This is a genomic window from Vibrio astriarenae, assembly GCF_010587385.1.
GTDB classification, from domain to species: domain Bacteria; phylum Pseudomonadota; class Gammaproteobacteria; order Enterobacterales; family Vibrionaceae; genus Vibrio; species Vibrio astriarenae.
Genome location: NZ_CP047475.1, coordinates 1,401,578 through 1,425,569 on the forward strand (window position 1 = coordinate 1,401,578; position 23,992 = coordinate 1,425,569).

At 44.5% G+C, this 23,992-nt stretch carries 11 protein-coding genes; 8 read left to right on the forward strand and 3 right to left on the reverse strand.

Annotation, left to right across the window (positions count from 1 at the left end):
- Positions 1–379: 379 nt before the first annotated feature.
- Positions 380–1,138, forward strand: a complete 759-nt coding sequence (locus tag GT360_RS06735; protein ID WP_164648132.1) for an FCD domain-containing protein — start codon at positions 380–382, stop codon at positions 1,136–1,138.
- 174 nt (positions 1,139–1,312) lie between these two features.
- Positions 1,313–2,755, forward strand: a complete 1,443-nt coding sequence (locus GT360_RS06740) for a 3,6-anhydro-alpha-L-galactose dehydrogenase (RefSeq protein WP_164648133.1) — start codon at positions 1,313–1,315, stop codon at positions 2,753–2,755.
- A 181-nt stretch (positions 2,756–2,936) separates the two neighbouring features.
- Here the strand turns inward: GT360_RS06740 and GT360_RS06745 are convergent, their stop codons facing one another.
- Positions 2,937–5,366, reverse strand: coding sequence for a glycoside hydrolase family 2 TIM barrel-domain containing protein (locus tag GT360_RS06745; RefSeq protein ID WP_164648134.1), 2,430 nt, complete (start codon positions 5,364–5,366; stop codon positions 2,937–2,939).
- Positions 5,367–5,490: 124 nt separating this feature from the next.
- Complete coding sequence (locus GT360_RS06750; protein ID WP_164648135.1) at positions 5,491–6,573, reverse strand: glycoside hydrolase family 117 protein; 1,083 nt, start codon at positions 6,571–6,573, stop codon at positions 5,491–5,493.
- Between the two features lie 392 nt (positions 6,574–6,965).
- Between GT360_RS06750 and GT360_RS06755 the strand changes: the two genes are divergently transcribed.
- The 6 genes from GT360_RS06755 (at position 6,966) to GT360_RS06780 (ending at position 21,147) form a co-directional block, all read left to right on the forward strand.
- The gene (locus tag GT360_RS06755; RefSeq protein ID WP_164648136.1) at positions 6,966–8,294 is read left to right on the forward strand and encodes a carbohydrate porin; all 1,329 of its coding nucleotides are present in this window, start codon (positions 6,966–6,968) and stop codon (positions 8,292–8,294) included.
- 90 nt (positions 8,295–8,384) lie between these two features.
- On the forward strand, positions 8,385–11,243 hold the full coding sequence (locus tag GT360_RS06760; RefSeq protein WP_164648137.1) for a beta-galactosidase: 2,859 nt from the start codon (positions 8,385–8,387) through the stop codon (positions 11,241–11,243).
- 84 nt (positions 11,244–11,327) lie between these two features.
- Positions 11,328–14,318, forward strand: a complete 2,991-nt coding sequence (locus tag GT360_RS06765; protein WP_164648138.1) for a beta-agarase — start codon at positions 11,328–11,330, stop codon at positions 14,316–14,318.
- Between the two features lie 194 nt (positions 14,319–14,512).
- Positions 14,513–17,425, forward strand: a complete 2,913-nt coding sequence (locus tag GT360_RS06770) for a beta-galactosidase (protein WP_164648139.1) — start codon at positions 14,513–14,515, stop codon at positions 17,423–17,425.
- 503 nt (positions 17,426–17,928) lie between these two features.
- On the forward strand, positions 17,929–19,038 hold the full coding sequence (locus tag GT360_RS06775; RefSeq protein WP_164648140.1) for a hypothetical protein: 1,110 nt from the start codon (positions 17,929–17,931) through the stop codon (positions 19,036–19,038).
- A 1,077-nt stretch (positions 19,039–20,115) separates the two neighbouring features.
- Positions 20,116–21,147, forward strand: a complete 1,032-nt coding sequence (locus GT360_RS06780; RefSeq protein WP_164648141.1) for an IS110 family RNA-guided transposase — start codon at positions 20,116–20,118, stop codon at positions 21,145–21,147.
- Positions 21,148–21,594: 447 nt separating this feature from the next.
- Here GT360_RS06780 and GT360_RS06785 read toward each other — a convergent pair whose 3' ends face one another.
- Positions 21,595–23,829: a beta-galactosidase gene (locus GT360_RS06785; RefSeq protein WP_164648142.1), complete on the reverse strand. Its 2,235-nt coding sequence runs from the start codon at positions 23,827–23,829 to the stop codon at positions 21,595–21,597.
- Between the last annotated feature and the right edge of the window lie 163 nt (positions 23,830–23,992).

Consider the following 23,992-nt stretch of genomic DNA (forward strand, 5'->3'; position numbering starts at 1 on the left):
AACACAGCTTGTGACGTTGAATTTTGGGCAAAAGAAAGCCCTGAGTTATTAGCTCAGGGCAAAATGCAGATAGTACCCCCAATGTACATAACCTGCTACAAAGTTCTCTAACTACTGATATGAGAACATGTTTCGCTGTCGAGGTTAAAGATAAACCTTTAATTTGATTTGGTCAACCATAAAGTGGGATAATATTAAAATAGGTTTACCATTGTTTGATATTTGTCTTATTATTACCTCCTAAGTAGGGCTTTTGCTGGTGATGTTCCACTATTTGTGTCATTTTGACCGTATATCAACCGAATAATGAGAAAAATTGGTGCGTTGATACTGAAACCACTTGTTGACCAGTAGCGATGAATGTAGGGCGATTAAAGTTATGGCAGACCAAGGAAACAATAGAAGAAGATATTTTGATGTAGGAACACAAATCGAAGAGTTGCTATATTCCGGTGTGTTTAAAGCGGGAGAAAGGCTTCCCTCAGAGAGAGAGCTCAGTGACCGATTTGAGACGAGCAGAGCGACCATTCGCGAGGCAATTATCATGCTGGAGCTGAAAGGGTTAGTCGATGTCAAACAAGGCGCTGGTATCTACTTTATTGACTCTCCTGATAAAACCCGTCATTCACTCCTAACACCGAAGAGTGATATCGGCCCCTTCGAACTGCTTCAAGCCCGTCAAGTAATAGAGAGTAATATCGCCGCATTTGCCGCTACGCAGATAAAGTTTAACGAGCTGCAAGATTTGAAAAGAGTGCTGGCTCAGCAAGAGAGTGAGATCAACGGTGATAGTGCAAAGTTCGAAGAACTAGACCAAAAGTTTCATCACATGATTGCTGAATCAACTCAAAACCGAGTACTGATTAACCAAGCGACTCAGATGTGGAGTTCGGTTCGAATACAAAACCCGTTGTGGCGAGAGCTTAATCATAAATACCTGCATGAGTCTGCGCTTAAAACCGCGTGGATAGAAGACCACAAACGTATATTGATTGCATTGCAAAAACGCTCGTCGGAAGAGGCGAAGATGGCGGTTTGGCATCATATTGAGCACAGTCGACAAGAGTTAATGAAACTCGCAAGCACAGAAGGTTCAACAGCAGAGCTTGATGATCTGTTTTTTGCTCAAGAGATTTAAGGTTTTGAATAGTAAATGAGCGAAGCAGCCTGTTTAGTTGCGACCAATCAACAAAAGTTAGATTTTGCGCACACTAAATTGGTTGGTTGATAGTTAGAATGTGGTAAACCAATTGATATTTTGGCTGCCCAATTATAAAGTGGCAGTTATCACTAGTTTAGAGTAGGAACAGCTATGAAACGTTACCAAATGTATGTTGATGGCCAATGGATCGATGCCGCGAGCGGCAAGGTAGACCAGGTTATCAATCCATCAACCGAAGAAGTGGTTGCTGAAATTCAAGACGGCGACCAGGCAGATGCAGAGCTTGTTGTGAGTGTAGCCAAACGTGCACAAGCCGAGTGGAAGCGTGTTCCCGCTCGTCAACGCGCTGAGTTATTGCGCAAGTTTGCTCAAGAAATTCGCAACAATCGTGAATACTTAGCTGAGCTATTAGTGAGTGAGCAGGGCAAACTGCACCGTGTGGCATTGGGCGAAGTGGATGTGGCTGCATCATTTATCGAATACGCATGTGATTGGGCGCGTCAAATGGACGGTGACATTGTTCAGTCTGATAACGAAAACGAGCATATTTGGATTCAGAAAATCCCTCGTGGGGTTGTTGTTGCCATCACTGCATGGAACTTCCCATTTGCGCTAGCGGGTCGTAAGATTGGCCCTGCACTGGTTGCTGGTAATGCGATTGTGGTCAAACCAACATCGGAAACGCCGCTTGCTACGCTAGAGCTTGGTCATATTGCTGAGAAAGTTGGCATTCCTGCCGGTGTCCTCAACATTGTAACAGGTGGTGGTGCGAGTCTAGGCGGAGCACTCACCGGGCATCGCGATACGAATATGGTGACAATGACGGGTTCGACGCCGGTCGGTCAGCAGATCATTAAGGCTTCTGCGAATAACATGGCGCATGTGCAGCTTGAACTGGGCGGTAAAGCACCGTTTATTGTGATGGAAGATGCTGACCTAGAGCAAGCTGCAGCAGCGGCACTTCACTCTCGTTTTGATAACTGTGGTCAAGTATGTACATGTAATGAGCGCATGTATGTGCACAGCAGCGTTTATGATGAGTTCATGGCTATCTTTATGGAGAAGGTTCAAGCGATTAAAGTGGGCAACCCTATGGACCCAGAGTCGGATATGGGGCCAAAAGTGAATAAGCGTGAACTTGACCATATGGAAGAGCTGGTGGCACAAGCATTGAGTGAAGGCGCTAAGCTTCTTCACGGTGGCAAGCGAATCACTGGCGGTGAGTTCGATAAAGGTTTCTGGTTTGAGCCTACGATTCTAGGTGATGTTCAACAATCAATGACAATCGTACATGAAGAGGCGTTTGGCCCGATTTTACCAGTGATCAAGTTTGATACTTTCGAGGAAGTCATTGGCTACGCAAATGACAGCGAATATGGCCTTGCGACGATGATCTGTACTCAAAACATGAAATACGTTCACCGTCTAACACATGAGTTAGAGTGTGGTGAGATTTATGTAAACCGTGGCCACGGAGAGCAGCATCAAGGCTTCCATAATGGCTACAAACTAAGTGGTACTGGCGGTGAAGACGGCAAGTACGGCTTTGAGCAATATCTTGAGAAGAAGACGTTCTACGTTAACTTCGGTTAATCTTCCCTTTGACAAATGTCATATCCTTTTGAGGCAAAGTTCACTTTGCCTCTTTTTTTGCGCTTAAAACAGGTGAGTAAAAGTAACGGTTGAAACTCTGTGGAAAGAGGCAAGGTGTTGTTCAAGGAAAGTTCTGCTCGTAAATCGTGTGATATACGAGCAGAGTGTACCGGTTTATGTTTTACAGGAGATGTGTGAGAGTCACTCCATCGGTTGTACTGATAGTCACTTGTCCTTGTTGGTCTGGCCGCCTTTTCACTATCGCGAGTGCTCTACCTTGATAAGTGGTTATCATCGTGTCTGTATGAGGCGTGATATTGGCTTCGTGTCCATTGTCGCACCCGATCCACTCGCATCCTTCGACATCAAAGCTCAACTGATGCTCATGGTGGGTGACATCTCGACCTACGCGATCTTTGAGTTGAATGACAAGTTGACGATAGTCTGCTTGCTTATCATCCGTCTCATCAGCAACACTGAGTTTTGTGGCAGTTTCTGAAGTGTGGATGGTGTGTTGAGTGACGAGCTCTCCTTGATTAAACCCATGAAGAGTAAGAGCACCATGTTCAAAGGGGACGACCCAACGAAAAACGCGATCATCCCTGTCGTTAAGCGCAAGTCGTCCAAAACTGAGCCCACTAATGGCGAGTTCGACTTCATCGCAATTACTGTACGCTTCGACCACAACCCATTCGTTTTCCATATAGTTCCAATGAGTGTGGCGTTTGTCCCATACCCAAAGCTTTGTTTTCCACGCTTGTGGGTCTTTTTCAAATGCTGAAAACGCCGTTTTATCGAGAACATAGTCTGTTTCATTCGCTGAGACAGTAAAGCCTCTTACGAACGGCGTGTCATTCCAAAGCGATCGAAACAGGGCGTAGCTTGGCTTTTCGAAGCCAGCAGCATCGAGCAGACCACTGTCAGTCGTTCGAACCGGCCATTTACCGTGGGATTCACCCATGTAGTTAATGCCAGTCCAAAGAAACAACCCAGCGACATGTTCGCGTTCCAATACGGCTTTCCACTCATGCCATTGAGGTAGGTTTTCGTTACCGATGATAGGCAGGTGAGGGTAGTGCTCGTGGCCATAGTCGTAAACCACGCGTCGGTAACTAAAGCCTATGACGTCTAAAGCGTCTGCATAACCGGATAGATAACTTGCGGATGGCAAAATGCAGTTGGCTGTGACAGGGCGAGTTGAGTCAAGTTGTTTGACCCATCGAGACAGTTGTTGCGCAGTTTGACCAATATCGGCTCCAATGCTTGGCAGCTCAGTGAGGTGTTGTTGGATTTGATCAGGGCTATGTGGCGGAAGGCTCCAAAAGTAATTCCCATCCCATTTCGCATCAAAGAATCCGGTAGCCTTTACATTACGGGGGTAAGTCCACTCAATTTCGTTACCAATACTCCACATAAAGATACAGGGGTGGTTGATATGTGAACTAAGTGTGTTTTTTAGATCTCGCTCAGCATCTTGCAGAAAATGTTCTGTATATCCACGACTGATAAAGTCATGGTGCCGTTCATTCATGTTGAGGCGTTTATCTTTGGGGTTGTCCCACTCATCAAAGAACTCATCTTGGACTAGAAAGCCGAGTTGATCACAAAGGTTAAGTAGACGCTTAGAGGCTGGGTTGTGTGCGATCCGGATTGCATTAACACCGCCGGCTTTGAGTTTGTTTAAGCGACGAACCCAAATTTCATCAGGTACCGCTGCCCCGACTATGCCACCGTCATGATGAAGGCAAACCCCTTTAATTATTGTTGATTCCCCGTTTAAGTAGAAGCCTGACTCGGACTTAAACTCGATACTGCGAAATCCGGTTTGTACTTTTAATTCATCTACCCAGATATCATTAATATAGATTTTGCTCACGACGCGATAAAGATTCGGAACGTCTGGAGACCAAAGGTGAGGTTGTTTCACTTCAATGGATAGGTTAACTAAAGTACTCGCAGAGGGAGTAAAGTCAGTGCGGTTTTCATTCACGACTTTAAGTGACTGCAAATCGATGACTTGCGTGACGAGTCGCCCGGTTGCTGAATGCTCTGTTTCTGGTGAACAGAGAGTAACGGATTGATTAATTGTCCCAAGACGATGGTCAGGTTGTTCTAGTTTTGCCTCGATGATGTTAGACCAAAGAGGAGAATAGTGATCTCCGGTAAGAATGAGTTCTACATCTCGATAGATACCTGAGCCTGTGTACCAGCGACTATCAACATAACGACGTCGGTCTACTTTGACCACGATCTCATTGTTGTCATTGAGGAACGGCGTAACGTCTAGAACGAAGGGAGAGTAGCCATAGTTCTGCTTATGGATTAGATTGCCGTTAAGCATGATCTCTGAGTTATTGTATATTCCATCAAAATGGATGAAACAACGCTTAAACTTGTTAGAAAGTGGATTGGAAAACGTTTTTTTATACCAACCTACACCCCCAGGTAAGTAGCCAGTCGCGCCATCGTATTGTTCACTAAATGGCAGCGATATACTCCAATCGTGAGGAAGAGTGATTGGATTCCAGTCATCGGGTTGAGGGTGCTCTTCGTTGAGTTGAAAGAGCCAGTCGTGGTTAAACAGACAAGTATGTCTAGGGGAAGGGTTCATCAAGCTATCCTTAGTTTTAGGTCGATAGGCGACATCACCAGTGACCGGCTGGACAGTGGAGAGGAGAGCTTGTCACTAGTTTTTGAAAGCACTGGCTCAGGGCTGAGCCAGTGCACAGTGTCAATTAATTACTATTTTGGAAGGTTCCAGCATCTAAGATTTGGCGTTTCACTCGATAACGACAGATGTAGTTCCAGTTCCAACTTGGGTCATATTTGTGGCAAACACCCCAGTTTAAGCCTGGTGCTTCGAAGCTGTCTTCATCTTCGTCTCGGAAGATACCAAGCGCCTCTGGTGCGCCCTTGATGTGAGACATTATTTCGAAGTTGATACCATCTTCCGCCCATTGAATCGTATTTTTCTCTGGGCCGTCAGTAGTAATAAGCGAAGCAATACCACCGTTATGATGCCAAACAGCCACTTCATGGCCGGAGTTTGAGATAGGGTTGTATTCAGACTTAACGTAAGGCCCAAGAATGTTGTCGGCGATCGCTACGCCATGCTTAATTTCTCGACCTCCCATGTTCATACTCTCTCCCATGGTTTCACCTTTGTAGTAGAGGTAAAACTTATCATTGAAGAACATGAGACAAGGATCGTGCACCTTGTGACTGTCAAAGCTGCCTTTAGCGCTGACATGGAAACGATTATCTTCATCTCCTTCCCACTCGCCATCTTTTTCAGGGCTTAGGATAGGCGCATTAGATTTGGTCCAAGGGCCAAATGGGCTATCAGACCAAGCTAGGGCAATTTCTTCAAATTGACGATTGGTATAAGGCGATTGAACAGTTTGGTAAACAAGGTAATAAAGTCCTTTGTGTGCCAGAACTTCAGGGGTGAATACCGCTCTGTCATCATAAGAGCCTGGTTCACCAGCTTGAATTGCTGGGCCTTGTTCTTTCCAGGTGATGCCATCGGCAGAAGTGGCATGCCATACTTCCGTCTTATCCCATGGGAAGACTTTGTCCTCTATGTTGCCAGTAAAACCTTTTGTTTCACCTTCTCCTTTTGTATACCAACAGTGATATAAATCATCGACTTGGATAACCGCGGTAGGATCTCGACGAATAACGCCTTCCTCATAAGCAAAGTCACCTTTCAATTCTTGTACATCAAATTCAATCAGCCATTCTGGACCACGGCTGTCATAACCGCGTTCAATAGCACGCAGACTCGCTAAGCTGAGTTTCTTGTTCGATGAATTCATCAGACGTCTCTCTAATTACTACAAATTTTAAATAAAGGTAAACCAATTTGGCATTTGTGTCTATTTACTGGTCTGTAAAATCATGACTGTTTGGTAATAAGGTGATGCAAAACACAATTTTAAACATTGATAGCATCAATGTTTCTGTTGACCAGGGTTTTCTTTTAAACTACATCTCGCGTTATAAGTGGTTGAATATCAACGAATAATTAGACCTCGATCACTGAAATTGGTAGTTGGAATTTCAAGTTAGGTTAATCTTTGGTCGCAAATTGTTAAACCTGTCACTGATCATTGGTTTGCCATTTTGTAATAATAGTGACATTGGAGCTTGATTGGTAAACCAGCTTCATAATTTCAATTACCATCTACTCAATCTTTAAGGAAAAAAGATGAAACATAAAATCCTGAAGTACTCTGCAGTGTGTTCCAGCCTTATGTTCGCACTCTCTGCACATGCAAATACGCCTGAGGGGCTAGCTTTTCATGGCTATCTAATGTACGGCACGGGCTTTACAAATGATGAGGTGTTGAACGAAGCCGCTTATGACTGGGCTGGAACCGGGGGAAATATTTTTCGACTACCTGGTCAATATCATGCCGATTCATCGGCTGGCCGTTTAGGTAATGACGGCAACTGGTTACAATTGCATTCTGACTACGGTTTGAATATGAATGATATGAACTGGGGTGTTCATGTGATGTTCTCATCAAACGGTTACTCAGACAATTTCGTACCAGAGTGGATTTATGTCGATGCGGCTGGTGTTTTTCCAGCAATGCCAGATGCTACTGTTTGGGCTGGCCAAAAATATGTTAACCGTGTATCAACCCCATTAGTTGTCAATGAAGCGCTTGCAAGTGACGGTCGCGGCTTTGGTATTGAGAAAATTGACCTAGATTTTGCTGCACTCGATTTGTCTGTGACAAGAAACCTATATAATTCATACACAAATGGTGACATGAATCAAGGTGACACAGTTTTGTTCTCATCTGCACTTCGTGGCATGGATATCACTGATACTGTAAACACAGAATTGTATTTGAACTATGGTACTTACATTGGTCCAAATCGAGATGTAATTAACGATGGAACTGGTGAAAAGTACAAAGAAGCAGCGCCAGACTCATACCAAGTAGGATTGAAATTTAACCACAATTCAGACAACTTACATCATCAATTATTTTTGCGTTACAGCAGCGAAGCTCGACAAGTTGCAACTCGTGAATGGTGGCAGCCTGTACCAAGTGATCTAATAGGTGGTTTCTTCTACGGCAAGTACCAACTAACCGACCGTTTCCGCTTCGAGTATACCTTTGCTCATGAAACAGAGAAGTACGACCAAAGAGCTAGAGAAACAGGTCATCCAAACCGTATGCCAATCGCTGCACTGCAAAGTGATTGGGATTCCTTTATCGTAAGAAATACGTATAACTGGAATAAGCGTACCTCAACACAACTTGAAGCGGGTTACGAGCAAATTAAATATGAGGCTGTAGACCCAAGTCAAGATGGTACTAACTCAGGTTACAAAGTAACCCTAGCTCAAAATCTACACATTGGTAATGGCGAGTGGGATCGTCCAGTTCTTAACTTTTATGTGACTTATGCAGAACAAGACGTTGAGACCGATGTTTTTGATACATGGGGCATTGGAGGCTTCAAAATGGGTAAATCTGACGCACTAACCGCTGGTGTTATGTTTGAAGCATGGTGGTAAACCCAACCTGATATAGTTTTCATTTAAACAAGACTCCACGGCTTAGGTCGTGGAGTCCTTATATCTACACCTATAAAGATAATAACGAGTATGAAAAAGACGAAAATTGCACTTATTCTATCAAGCTTGCTCATTGGCGCTTACGGTTGCCAGTCGACGACGGGGTCTCAGCCTGAAGCTGCGACGGAAAGTGAGGAACAAACAAGTGTTGCTATCCCAGATTTTGAATCTGATAGCTTTTTTAATAATGCACAGGCATCACATGCAAAAGCGGAGAAGGTTTCGGGTGTTGGAGTAACTTCAGGTGACTCGGCACTAAAAGTGACATTTGATTCCGTCTCTGAAGCCAACAAATTCAAATACTGGCCGAATGTGAAGTTCTTCCCCGAAGGCGGAATGTGGAACTGGAACAACAAGGGCAGTCTAAAGGTTGACGTCACGAACCCAACTGACAATCCAGCCACCTTCATCTTTAAAATCGTAGATAACGTTGGCCAAATGGGCGCGGCGACGAATCAGTTGAATTACGCGGTAACAATCCCTGCCAATAGCACTGAAAAAGTCGAGATGCTATTTAACGGCGGAAAACGTGGTCTAGACGGTTATTGGGATGGTCAGAACATCAATCTTCGTAAACTTGCAGAGTTACAAGTCTTTGTCCAAGGGCCGATGGACAAACAAACCATCATCTTAGATAACCTTGAATTGGTTGATGCGACCGGAGACTTCATTTCTGCTGAAGCGCAGGTCGTTGAAGCGGGTCCGATTCCGACCTTGAAGTCGATTACCAGCTTCGCGTCTGGAGAAAAGCACTATGTATCCGATCGCAGTGTGTCTACTTCTATTGAGAAAGTGAAGTCAGACGGTGGTCTGGGTCTACAAGTGAAGTTTAAAGCCGATAACGCGTATCCCAACGTCACGTTTATGCCAAATCGCCCTTGGGATTGGTCAAATGAAGGCAACTTTAATCTTGCTTTTGATATAGAAAACCCAACCAATGACCCAATTCAAATGTTTGTGCGAGTAGACCAGGCTGAGAATAAGAACTGGGGAGGCACGGCAGATGGCGTACAAGACAGTATGTCGAACTACGTAACCTTGTTGCCAAACGAGAAAAGCACTTACTACATGACACTGAGTCAGCTTGAAGGGCATATCGTTTCCGGAATGCGCAGTGAGCCACCAAAGAAAGCATATAGCGCACAAGCGATCAGCTACGGTTGGGGTGAAACAAGCTTAGATTTATCGAACATTGTCTCAATCCAGCTCTACTTACAAAACCCTACCAAAGACGCAACCATTGTGGTTGATTCAATTCGCCTGGTTCCTAACCTTGATGCTGATGCCACACGCTATGAAGGTTTGGTCGATCAGTATGGTCAGTTTACAGGCAGTGATTGGACAGAAAAGATCCATAACGATGAAGAGTTGCGAGAATCAGGTAAAGCAGAACTTGCAGAGCTAGGCAATGCTAAACCGATGTCCGATCGCAGTAAGTTTGGTGGTTGGAATGCGGGCCCGCGTCTTGAAGCGACGGGTTTCTTCCGCGCAGAAAAGCTTGAGGGCAAATGGACTTTGGTTGATCCAGAGGGCTACCCGTTCTTTATGACGGGACTGGCGAATATTCGTATGGATGACACGGTTACGATTACCGGTGCCGATTACGCTAACCCAAAAACGAAAGAGGGTCGCTCAATTGCTTCTCCGCTGCGTGAGTCGATGTTTACTTGGCTACCAGACTATGATGACGAGTTAGCAATCAACTACGACTATGCTGGATATGTTCACTCGGGTGCGCTTAAGAAAGGGGAAGTATTTAGCTTCTACCGTGCAAACTTAATGCGTAAATACGATACCAATCAGCAAAAGGCGTTAGAAATCTGGCGAGATGTGACGCTTGATCGTATGCAAGATTGGGGTTTCACCACGTTGGGCAACTGGATTGATCCGATGTTCTTCGGTACAGAACGTGTGGCTTATGAAGCCCATGGTTGGATTGCTGGTGATCACAAACGAATCAGCACAGGTAATGATTACTGGGGGCCAATTCATGACCCGTTCGACCCAGAGTTCAAGCAGAGCACTCGTGCTATGGCAGAAGGGCTTGCCAAACAGGTAGATAAGAACGATCCATGGCTACTCGGTATCTTTGTTGATAATGAAATCAGCTGGGGTAACGTCATGAACGAAGCCAACCACTTTGGTTTGATCGTGAATGCCTTGAGCTATGACGCAAAAGAGAGTCCAGCTAAAGCCGCTTTCTCTCAACATTTGAAAGAGAAATACACCACAATCAATGCTCTCAACAAAGCGTGGGGTACGACTCAAGTCAGCTCGTGGGAGGAGTTTGACAAGTCATTTGATTATCGAAGCAGTTTGAATCCAGGCATGAAGCGTGACTACTCAGACATGCTAACGTTACTGGCCGATAAATACTTCGCGACAGTCGACGCAGAGCTAGAACGTGTATTACCAAACCATATGTATCTTGGAGCCCGTTTTGCTGACTGGGGGGTTACGCCAGAAATCGCGAAAGGCGCTGCAAAATATGTAGACGTCATGAGTTACAACCTATATGCCAACGACCTGAACGATTCGAAAAAAGCACACTTTAGAAAGTGGTTAGCGGAGTTAGACAAACCAAGCATCATTGGCGAGTTCCACTTCGGTTCTACTGATACGGGTCTGTTCCATGGTGGTATTGTCAATGTCGCTAATCAAAGTGAGCGTGCGAAGATGTACACCCACTACATGCAGAGCGTCGTTGATAATCCGTATTTTGTCGGCGCACACTGGTTCCAATATCTTGACTCTCCAGCAACAGGGCGAGCTTGGGATGGCGAGAACTACAATATCGGTTTTGTCACGATCGCTGACGAGCCATACGTTGAGTTGATTGAGGCGGCAAAACAATTCAACGCAAACCTATATAACAATCGTTTCAAATAACAACCGCTTTAAATAACGTCGAAACTAGGCACGGACATCCGTTCCGTGCCTGCAAATTTCATTAAGGAAAATGAGATCTACTCTATGAACGTGAATAAAACTCTGACAGCTCTCCTGATTGCAGGAATGGCTGCTCCTACGCTTGCTTCAACCCTTATCACTTCGTTTGAAGATAGCGAAACCCATGGTTATGAGTATGGACACTTTGGTAGTTCAACACATGTTATTACGTCTGATGTTCAAACTGACGGCGAAAAATCGATGCAAGCCAATATGGGTGCCAGTTATCAAGGTGGCGTAAAAATATACGCACCGAATAGTTGGAATTGGACGGATAAGAAGGAGCTCGTTTTTGATATTGTTAATAATACCAACGAAGAGATCAATTATGGCGTGAAGATCCTTACCAACTACGTTTGGGATGATGCTAATGCTCTGTCCGAGTACTTTAATGTTCCAGCAAACACGGTACTTGAAAACGTTGTGATGTCGTTAGACTCGACGGAGTATGGTTCAATTGGTGCTTCTTATAACAAAGCGATGGCTATGGAAATCAACTTCTTTGCCGCTGAGTCACCAAACACAACCGTTTACATTGATAATATTCGTGTCTCTGATGGAGCGACGGAGCCAACCCCACCGCCAACAGATCCTGAGGAAGCCAGTGGTCGTGTTTCATCAGCACCGGTTAAGACACTGCTGCAGCTTGAAACGTTTGATGAAATTACCGACGCCATCGAAACTTCAGGCTCTGACATAGCGTTAATTGATGAAGGGGTGAGTATTGGTGACACAGCACTGAAAGCCACTTTTAACAATAGTTGGAGCTCAGTGAAACTGCATGGGAACTGGGATCTATCCGCGCTTGGTGACCATCTAGCAATTGCGGTTGATGTAACCAATCCGACCAATACAGGACTGTTCTTATACTCACGAGTAGAGGATAACAGCGGTAATGATGCGTCGGGAATTGCTCGTGGTAAGTACATCCCAGCCAACAGCACTCAGACTGTTTATGTGAGCGTTAAAGACACGCCTGCAATCAGTGATATTGTCAATACGCTGGGCATGCGCGAACTACCAGCGAAAGCTTTGAGTGAGGGGTGGGGTGATTGGCAAGAATTAAACCTAGCCGCAATTGAGGCTGTGACATTCTTTGTTCCTGACTTGGCTGCAGGCACGACAGAGCAGCAGTTTATCTTTGATAATGCCCGTGTGATCAAAGATCTAAATCATGTATCTGCTTACGAAGAACTAGTGGATGTGCTTGGCCAAAATAATCAATACGACTTCTACGCTAAGTTAGAGGAAAGTGAGGATTTGGAGGGGCTGGGTGAACGTGAAACACAACTGCTAGGCAAACTACTTAATCGAAACCAATACGGCGGAGCGCCCTCTGGTAGTAATATTATTGCCGATCAAGACTGTAAACTGTCATCGCCCGCGTCATTTAATGCGTGTAAAACCGCAGATGGCAAGTGGTATCTCGTAGATCCTGATGGACATGCTTTCATTTCGACAGGTTTGGCAAACATACGAATGACAGACACCTACACGTTTACCGGAGAGTCGAGCACGACCCCTTCGGACGTCCGTAAGTCGATGTTTACTGAGATTCCTGCGAATCACCGCAAAGAGATGGGACCGGTCCACAGTGGCCCTGTCGAAAAAGGTGAAGGCGTAAGCTTTTATGCTAACAACATCGATGCTCGCCACGGTGGTGAGGAAGCATGGCAAGATATTACAATCAAGCGAATGCAGGATTGGGGCTTTACTTCTTTAGGTAACTGGACCGATTCTGCGTTTTATTCGAAAGCGGCCGCAGCGAATATGCCTTACGTGGCAAATGGCTGGGTACTTCACCATGAGACATCAGAAAACCCAATTAACCGTATCGGTTCCGGGTATTGGGGGCCGATAGCTGACCCATTTGATCCTAACTTTGCGCTAGCTGCTAAGAAGATGGCAGAGCAAATCAAGCTAGAAGTTACTGGACATGAAGCCACATTGATGGGAATTTTTGTTGATAACGAAATTAGCTGGGGCAACTGTCTCAATGGGGATGATGCATCCTGTTATGAGCAGACGCTAGCCGCAATGAACACCGATGCGAGTACTAGCCCAGCCAAAAATTCGTTTATGTGGTTCTTAGAAAATGGTTACGGTCATTCAAAATCTATCGAGCAATTTAATGCAGCGTGGGGGACATCCTTCGCTTCATGGACTGACTTGAGAGGTGCTCAGAACTTTAAATACTCAGCGGGTATGCTGGGAGATTTGAAGTCTCTAAACTGGCAGTTCGCTAATAAGTACTTTGAAGTGGTTAACCAAGCGGTTAAAGCTGAGTTTCCAAATAACCTTTATTTAGGCGCGCGTTTTGCGGATTGGGGTCGCACACCAGAAACGGTTGATGCTGCGAAAGGTCATGCAGATGTCGTGAGTTTCAACATTTACAAGGACAGCATCACGTCGCAACATTGGCAGTCAGATGTCTTAGAGCAAATTGAATCTCTAGATTTCCCAGCGATCATTGGTGAGTTCCATTTTGGTGCTCTAGACAGTGGTAGCTTTGCAACGGGAATCGTCTCGGCTGATTCACAGCAAGATCGCGGAGATAAGTACACCGCGTACATGGAGTCGGTGCTAGATAACGATAACTTTGTTGGCGCTCATTGGTTCCAATACCTCGACTCACCAGTGACAGGTAGAGCTTGGGACGGAGAGAACTACAATGTCGGATTTGTTAACGTGACAGATACACCATACAGCCACCTTACTGACGCAGCACGTATTGTTAACTGTGAACTTTATGGCGATGATTGTTCAGCATTGAAAGGAGATAGTGAAGAGCGCTCTGCCAGAGATTCAGGGGCACTTTACGATGGTAAAAATATCGGTATCACTTCAGGTCAGTTAAATGGCATGGAGACCATTGATGGAATAGACCCAGAAGAACCGGTGGATCCGCCGACTGATCCAGATGAGCCTCAGTTACGCACTGGTGGTTCTGCTGGTGGGCTATTTATCACTCTAATGGCAATAGCGGGCTGGTTGCGTAGAAAGTACGTATCCTAGGTTTAACTCTCTGAAATAAAGCAAAAAGCCGTGATAATCAATATCACGGCTTTTTTGTTGTCTAGCGCACAATTCAAGCAATTGGTTTATATGTTGACCAATATTCGATCTTGGATCACTCCCAAAAACATTATTGGTATGTAGTATTGTTGGTATTGGTTATCCAATAATTCGTGAAGGAAAGGAGAATTTCAGTGCGTTTCAACAAAAATACTATCGCGCTCGCTATCATTGCCAGTACTCTAGCTACGGGTAGCTTAGCAGCAGCCAAAACACCAGAAGCATCGACAAATGAAGCGACTCAACAAGATATGAGTAGCGCGGTGCAACCCGTTGTCATGACAGATGAAGGGTTTCTATCGAAAACAGCAAATACACATACTTCATACCAAGTTGCTGGTGAGAATCTAGAGATTGTATTTGATGCAATATCAGAGTCCGAGGCCAACTCTAAATGGCCCAATATGAAGTTCCGTCCAGAGTCGGGCTCTTATGACTGGAATACCAAAGGTGGGTTGCAACTGACACTTGAAAACCCAGGCGATAAAGAAGTTCGTATCGAAATGAAGGTGGCTGATAATTTAGGCATCATGGGGGCTGCAACGCATCAACTGGATTTACCCATTTATCTCGCAGCGGGTAAAACCACGACGGTCGATTTCCTGTTTAATGGCGCGGAAATGAACATTGAGGGCTATCGTGGCGGTAGTGAATTGGATCTGCGTAATATCGCAGAGTTTCAGTTCTACTCTGTAGGACCTATCGCTGAGCAAAAAGTGGTGGTCCATGGTATCGATTTTATTGAACGCACGGGTGACTTTGTTGTGTCGGAAGCTCGTCAAGGGCAGGTGATCGAGGCTCAGATTCCGACACTGCTTACAGTCACTGATTTTGAACAAGGTATTGATCAGATCGTTGAACGACATACGGGCTCGAATGTTGATATCGTCGAAACTTCAACAGGCTCTGGTATTAAAGTTCACTACACTACCGATGATGATTATCCAACGATCAAGTTCTCTGCCGGTACAAATGGTGAGGCATGGGATTGGTCTGAATTTGGCGATGTTGCACTTGCGTTTGATGCGAAGAACCTGGGTGACTCGGGTATGCAGTTGTTCGTTCGTGTCGATGATGCTTTGGATGAAAAGTTGGGCGGTACGGCAACAGGGGCAGTGAACAGTCGCACCGGTTACGTGCAAGTCCCAGCCAATTCCGAAGACAAATACTATTTCACTTTTAAAGACCTCGCTGAAGGTCTTGATTCTGGAATGCGTGGCGAGCCACCTAAAAAATCATTCTCTGCAAGCCAAGTTGTTTTTGGCTGGGGTGAAGCTGAGCTTGACCTATCAAATATCGTCAGTGTTCAGCTTTACATGATGAATCCTCAAGAAGAAGCGACTTTGGTGATTGATAATCTATCACTGATTCCAAACCTGAGCACTGATACAACGCGCTATGCAAACCTTCTTGACGAGTTTGGTCAATACCAAGAAGAGTCATGGCCTGAGAAAGTCACTGATGTGGCACAGCTAAAAGAGCAGGGCAAAACTGACAAAAAGCTGCTAAAAAAAGCGGCCTTAATGGATGATCGCTCAAAGTTCGGCGGTTGGGCTAAAGGACCAAAATTAGAAGGTACTGGTTACTTCCGCACTGAAAAAGTAGATGGTACATGGGCACTGGTTGACCCAGAGGGCTACCTATATTTCGCTACGGGTGTAGACAATATCCGCATGGATGATACCTATACGGTAACGGGGATGGACTTTGCTGACGCTGTCGAAGCAGATACTAAAGGTATGCGTCCAAGTCAGGTCGCAACCGCACGTTATGTGGATGACAAACGTGAGCGTGTTGAAGCTTCAACACTGCGTCGTGGTATGTTTGATTGGTTACCTGATTTCAACGATCCGTTGGCAGATAACTACAGTTACACTCAAATGGTACACACAGGACCACTTAAGCACGGCGAACTCTTTAGTTTCTACTCTGCTAACTTGCAGCGCAAATACGACACAGATACCGCCCAGGAGGCGATTGATATCTGGAAAGATGTCACTCTGGCTCGTATGCAAGATTGGGGCTTTACGTCATTAGGTAACTGGACCGACCCAATGTATCGTAAGAATGGTAAGGTGCCTTATACGGCTCACGGTTGGATTACGGGTAATCACCAAAGAGTAAGCACTGGTAATGACTACTGGTGGGCGATGCACGACCCGTTTGATCCTCAATTCCGAGTGTCAGTGGCGACTATGGCCAAAGCATTGGGTGAAGAGGTGGATAACGACCCTTGGTGTATTGGTTACTTCGTTGATAACGAACTAAGTTGGGGTAATACCGTCAACGACACGAACCATTACGCTTTAGCGGTTTCTGGTTTACGTGAGAGTGCAGAATCAAGCTCAACAAAAGCCGCTTTTGATGCGTTGCTAAAAGAAAAGTACGGCTCAGTTGAGAAGTTCAACCAAGCTTGGGGCACAGACGTCGCGTCTTGGAATGAATTTGCCAAAGGATTCAACTATCAAGGTGAATACACGGACACGGTTAAAGCTGACCTGTCGATTCTATTAGATGCATTTGCTGATGAGTTCTTCGCTGTCGTCAGTGAAGAGATGGAGAAAGTGTTACCTAATCACCTCTACATGGGCGTTCGTTTCTCTGACTGGGGCATCACACCGGAAGCGGCGACAGCAGCCGCGCGCTATGTTGATGTGATGAGCTACAACTTGTATGCCACTGACTTGAATGCAAAAGGGGATTGGAGTCGTCTTCCTGAGCTAGACAAACCAAGTATTATTGGTGAGTTCCACTTTGGTTCAACCGACTCAGGTTTGTTCCACCCTGGTATTATCAGTAGTGACGACCAGAAAGGTCGCGCAGAGTCTTACGCTAAGTACATGGAAAGTGTTATCGACAACCCATACTTCGTAGGTGCACACTGGTTCCAATACATGGACTCACCGGTAACAGGTCGTGCGTGGGATGGCGAAAACTACAACGTGGGCTTTGTAACGGTAACGGACACACCATACGAGCCTTTGGTAGAGTCGGCTAAGGAGATTAACCGCAATCTTTATAACCGTCGCTTCGGTTCGTTGAACTAGTGCGTTTAAGGGTGTGTTGATGACCAAAATCAGTCATTGACCGCTTGTCAGGCTCTGTTTAAGCCAGAACAAGCTGACACTATTTGGGGATGGTTTGCCTATGCAGACCATCCTTTTTTGATTGTGGTATGTAAAGCGACCAGGGTCATCAGCAAGCTGGGCAGAAGCATATGTTAATATAGTTTGATCGACCTCTAGCAAGCTTTTGGACAATGGTGAGTTAGAGGTTTTACTCAATTAGTATTTAAAGGATTATTCTAGATATTGCAAAGTTGCTAATCGATAGACCAAAATCAACTACCCACCATTGTTCGCCTTGAGATGATGAACTAAAACGACACGCTTTTCTCAATCAAAATATGCTCCCACAAGTTTTTGCTTAGCTTTATAAGCGGTTGATTTGATCGAGATCAATCATCGCTTTAATGGTACCAAAACTGCCCTACCAAATTTCAGCAGTGTGCCACGATAAATGTGAATACTACTGTTATTGGGAGGTTTAGATGGGTATTCGAACTATAATTTGGGGAATGATGGTACCTGTAGTTTTGTCTGCGTGTGGCGGAGATGACGATAGTGGTTCAGTTAGTTCCCCTGATCTAAATTTGGGGCTCGAATCGAAAATTAGTTTTAACAATTTTCCCCTTCCCGCCTCGATGCCTGGTGCAAGCTTGTCGGCAACATCGTTTAATTATGCTGTGTCTAATGAAAATCTTTATGTGCCTGTCGATTATAATGGGAAAGACTATGTTGCCCGTTTAGAGTTGGGGAGTGCTTATTGGAATGACATGGCAGGTTATGAGCATCTAATGTCCATTTTTGTTTTTGCTGATGAAATGGATAACCAAAACAACTCAGTTGTCTTGGCTCAACCTGTTGGTAGCTCACGCTATATGGTCCATATAGGTGGAGATGCTATGTGGATACCCGATCTTCTTGATATTGGTCCACACTCGTATCATGTAGCTCAAACTTCATCGGACGTTAGTGATTATGACTCTATGTATTTAATGGGTCCCAGAGGCGATTACAGGTACGCGGGTTCAAATGCAGCGGCAGATATTTCAAAGCGTAGTGATTCTATGACGATAGAATCGACTGTCGCTACTCGTAATGCTGTCTACTCATATAATCTTTCAAAAGTATATAGCGTGCATGAAGGTATAGACTGGAACTTTTCTGACTACGGGTTACTGCTAAAAGTACTGGTTGATGATTATCAATTGTGGGCTGTGACTTCAGAAGGGTATGTTGCTCGGTTTATCGAGACTGAATTGAGTTGGACAATAGTCGGTCAGGTGAATGTACCGAGTGAGTACCAAAGTCTTATGTCAACTGGCTCAGCTTACATTGCGCAAGATGATTGGTATATCTATTTCCCTGGTGGGATCGCGTTCCATAAGCTAAGTTATGATAGTTGTCAGTACCTAAATAGTGATTTATCAAAGGATGCATCGTTTGGCATTGATTACATGATGAAAAAACAAGCCTTCTTAATTCAAGGAGTTATGGCTGCTGAGCCTCGATATATTTATACTACTCAACTTACTGATGGTAAGAGCACATTGATTTCTGCAAACATTTTGTTTTTAGCTGAGAATGAGTGTAAGTAGTGGTAATGCTTAGGTTTTGTAGACAAATTCAGGTTAGGAAAACTGGTGCACGTTTGGCATAAGTGTCCCTAACTTTAAATAGACGAGAAACACAATGGGGAAAAGGTGTGCTTGCCATGATCGGCTTCAGCACACCTTTGGACAAAAACGTTTTAGTCGTGCTGCTCTAAACGATTTAGTTCAGATTATAAAAAGTATCTTGAAGCCTAAAATGTTTGTTATGTTTGTTGTAAGCAGTGTGCCTACCTTGAAAATTTGAGGATTCTTACCTTTAGGCATACAATAATTTTTGGTAATAAATACCACCAGTACGAACCCAAAATACCCGAATACAAAGCAGGCACCCAGAAGTTATTTAGGTCTCTGTAAACGCTATAATTACCTGATGAGTCCTTCAGACTAAGAACCGATGTTCCATCGAAGTAGTGATATATCGGGAATAGCCCCAAAGAAACCGGAAAGTCCAATGGTAACACTAATAACCATCCATTCACTGCGACAGGATCGCTTGATGTAGCAATCGAAATAGCTAAAAAAATCACAAAGCAAAGATGACTCAAGCCAAAGAATATTGAAATCAACACATCCCCCTAAAAACATAACACTTTATATAAGGAAACAAGTCGCTTTTCCCACGCGCATCCTGCCGCCTATTACTTTTATCGATTTGTGACGTGGCACTAATAAGCCAAAGTAAATCAGAGCGTTAGCAAATCAACACTATGCCATCAGTTGCACTTTAAGGCAAATTACCTTTTATCACCCCTATGACAACAAAGACTACTCATTGTGACTTTACATATGACCTTAAACACACGATGACTCAATCTGCCTTTATGTAAAACGTCGCTGATTTTATATTTCAACATGATCTTCTCCAAGCGCCCTAATGAACGAGCATGAGCTCCATGAACACAGCGAACCCGCAACTTGCTGGAAGTTACACAGATGAGAAAAAGTAGGTCAAACCAATGCACGGTAATTTTTGTGGTTTGGTGCCGCTGGCATGATGTATGGAATCCACTCCCTCCTTTGAAATCTAGACTTAGGAGAGTGAGACAAAACCGAGGTTCCAATATGTTAACTAAAAATGTTATCGCTATCGACTTAGCAAAAAATGTTCTTCAAGCCTGCCACATCAGCATTCATGGTGAGCTTCTGTCCAATAAACCTTTAAGTCGCCAAAAAACGAAAGAGTTTCTGGCAAAAGCTAAGCCTTCGATTGTCGCCATGGAAGGTTGTTGCGGTTGCCATTACTGGGGACAATTAGCAGAAAAATTTGGACATGAAGTGCGGATTATTAACCCGAAGAAGGTGAAAGGACACCTAGAAGGTCACAAAACCGATCATAATGATGCTCTTGCCATCGCCAATGCGGCAATTCAAATTGGCATTAAATACAGTCGACCAAAATCATTAGAGCAACAATCGATGCATTCTTTAGAAAGTAGCCGTCGGTTCTTATCTCGCAATGTGGTTTCTCTAGGACAACACATTCGAGGGACTATTTTAGGGTACGGTATTGCAAACCCTCGAGGTGAAAAAGGTCTAAAAGCGTCAATTCAAACTGTTCTGGATGGAGAAACATCAATACCTGCCAGTGTTGTTTCTGTTTTGTCCATGCTGTGGGAACAATACAAACAACTCAAAGCGAAACTCATCGCATTTGAAAAAGAAAAAAATGCTTTAACTCGTCAGATAGAACCATGCCAACGATTAATGGAAATTGAAGGCGTTGGTGAAACTACCGCCGCAATGCTTTATACAACTCTTGGTGATGGAAAGCAGTTCAAGAATGGAAGACAAGCATCAGCATTTGTTGGCCTTACACCCAAACAACACAGTTCAGGTGGCAAGGTCTTTATGATTGGGATCGATAAATGCGGTGGTGTGAAGGAGCTACGCTCCCTTCTCTATCTTGGTGCAATGTCTTATGTTGGACGACTACCCGAAAAACCGAAGACTCAAAAGGATGCCTGGTTGAGGAGTATCATTGATCGCATTGGCTTTAAAAAAGCCTGTATTGCACTAGCCAATAAAATTGTAAGAACTGCGTGGGCAATGCTTCGATATGAAACTGAATACAAACCCGTACTGTTCACCAATTAATCACAAACCTATTTAATCAATTTTACGAAATGATGATGCATAAAAGGTAAGACCAACCTGCTGAAAACCTGACCATTCTGTCATGCTGTGAAAAGCTGCTGACACGATAAGGACGGTAGGTGCGCAAACATCAAAGGCTAGAAGGTAGCTCCTTCAACAAGAAGCCGAATATACGTACGCATCTTAACTTTTATTGATTTTATCACTTTGTAAATACGTGGATTCCATATACCGAATGGGGCAGATATGAGTTTACCAACATCGCCCGGATTCGATCCCAATCAGCAAAGAAAACACTGCTCCTATAAGAACTGTGCTCTCTTTCAGTTCACCCACGTAATCTTAGATATTAACCATTAAGCTAGCTCTGAGCCCAAACACAGAAAAGCCTCCAAAATTTGTTGGAGGCTTTGATGTTGAATAGCCGTGCTGCTATCGATGCGCTAACTATTTATAACGACGTTTATACATAGAGCTATGTAGACGTTTCGCGGCTTCTACCATAGGTTCATATGGAGTATCTGCAATTGAGACAAACCCAACGTTGTAGTTTTCGCCATCGTATGAGCGACCAGTAATGGGTGAGTCGATGTATTGGAACCAGTGTGCGCCAACAAAGTATGGGTTGTCGATAACTGAGTGCATATACGCTTCATACATCTCACCACGCTCTTGTTGATTACCGGCGGTCACTAGGCCAGGGTGGTATAACCCCGTATCTTTTGAGCCAATATGGAACTCACCGATGATGCTTGGCATATCTACTTCAGATAGGAAGCTCCATGGCTGAGGATGTAGACCTTCTTTGTAGTAGTTGTAGCTAATGACATCGCAGTATTTTGCTGCAGCGCGCACTACGTCTGGAGTCATACCCCAGTCAGCGAAGCGGCAGCCCAAATAGAGGTGATTTGGCAGCTCTACTTTTAGCGCTTCACGAACGATCTTGAAGTACTGAGAGGCGTAGGCTTCCAATAGGATGCCATAGTCTTCAAGCTGCGCTTCGTTGTTAGCTAAACCTTTGACACCGTGGCTTAGCGCTTCCCATGAAGCGATTTCCGTACCCCAACGAGCGTTGAGTGATTCAATATCACCATACTTATCACGCAGAACGTTCATAAACTCTGCTTTTGTAGGACATTCATTCGCGTCACGGCTTAGGGTATGGATTGCAATACCGTGCTGACCTTCGATGGTGCCCATACGACCCCAACTCTTTTCATTGTCGATAAAGATACCCACACACCAAGGCGTATCTTTGATCTCTTCGCGAACTTGCTTAACGGTAGCTTCTGCACGTTCTTTAAATAGTGGATCGAACGGGTCCGGAAGAGGAGACCAGAAGTCGTCACCGCTACTTACTGTTTTAAATTCACCAATGATCCACCCATTTGCGAAGAATGGTACCTTTTCATTGGAGTAAAATTCAGGAGCAGTCCAGTTACCTAACGAGGTGAAGCCCCAGTTAAGCATGCGATCCATGGTGACTTCTCGCCACTTATCCATGTATTGCTTGCCATATTTACGTTGTAAGTTGGCGGCGTAAAAACTGAAAGTTTCGCCTTGATCAAGGGCACCTTCAAAATTCTCACGCATGTAGGCGTAGTGCTCTCCCAACTCATCGTCGTAGTCTGGCAACCATTGGAAGCAGTTACGACGAACATCGCTACCGACAAATGCGGTTTGCTTGGCTTCCATTGAAACTTCGAATTTTTCAATCGAGTCCTCAGGTGTTAAGTCATCAGGGGAGCGCTGTTCAACTTTACTATGGTCGTAATCTACGCCAGTTTGGGTGTAGGAGTTCGCAAGGCGTATGATATCGATTCCTGTCGCGAAATATGGGTAACCCTCTGGATCAACCAAAGACCATTTACCATCGATTTTCTCAGTGCGATAAAAACCAGTCGCTTCGTAACGTTTACCTTCTTTATATCCGCCAAAGCGAGAGCGGTCAGGCATCGCACCTTCTTTAAGCATTTGAAGTTCACGCTCAGTAAACTCTGTCAGCTCTTGATCGTTGTGGACTTTCTCTGGGTATTCAAAACCTGCGTTTTGACCGTAGCAGTCAATAATGTTGGAAAGGTAGCTAGGGTTTATCTCTGGGCTGAGCATGAGACGGAAATTGGACAGTTCAAGCTCATGGTCAATGAGTGTGCCGTGAATACTAAGTTCGACTTGCACAATATCTGATAGGTCGATGTTCATTAGACCCCACATCCAAGTGGCATAAACAAATGGACTATCCCAAGGAGCAGGGTTGGAACGAAAACCTGAATAGTAGTTGGTGTTGCCTTTTAAATACTCACCTTTAAGCTCTACTAGGTAGCTAGTATCAGTGTCACCAGTGACATTGACGCAGCGACTATGCATTTGTCCTTTAGAGTCAAAAATATTGATAAAAACCTGAGTGGACCTGGAGCGTAGATTGTGAGCGTCAAAAGCAAAGCAAAACTCTGGCATTTGGCTCCAGTCCCATTTTTCTCCAGGCTCAGGCTCAAGAAACACTGACGTATACATGTTCTCTGCACTATGACACTGGATTTTAAGCTTCGCCTGTGACGTCATTGATGCATCAATATTATTAAAGCGAAAAGCCTTGGGTAGTTGTTCGGTGGAGAAATCAAACAGAGCCACGGAGCTATCATGCTTTGAGTGTTTCACCACATCATTAATGGTTGGTGTCATTATAATTACTCTCAGTTAAAACAAACTTGGTTTACTTTAAGGCTAAAAGTCTAATTTGTTAACCAATTTGATTTTTGGTAGTACCAATTATTGATCGAAATCCCACAATTTGTCTGCTTTATGATTATTTTAGGATTTAAATCCTGACATCGGAAGTCTCGCG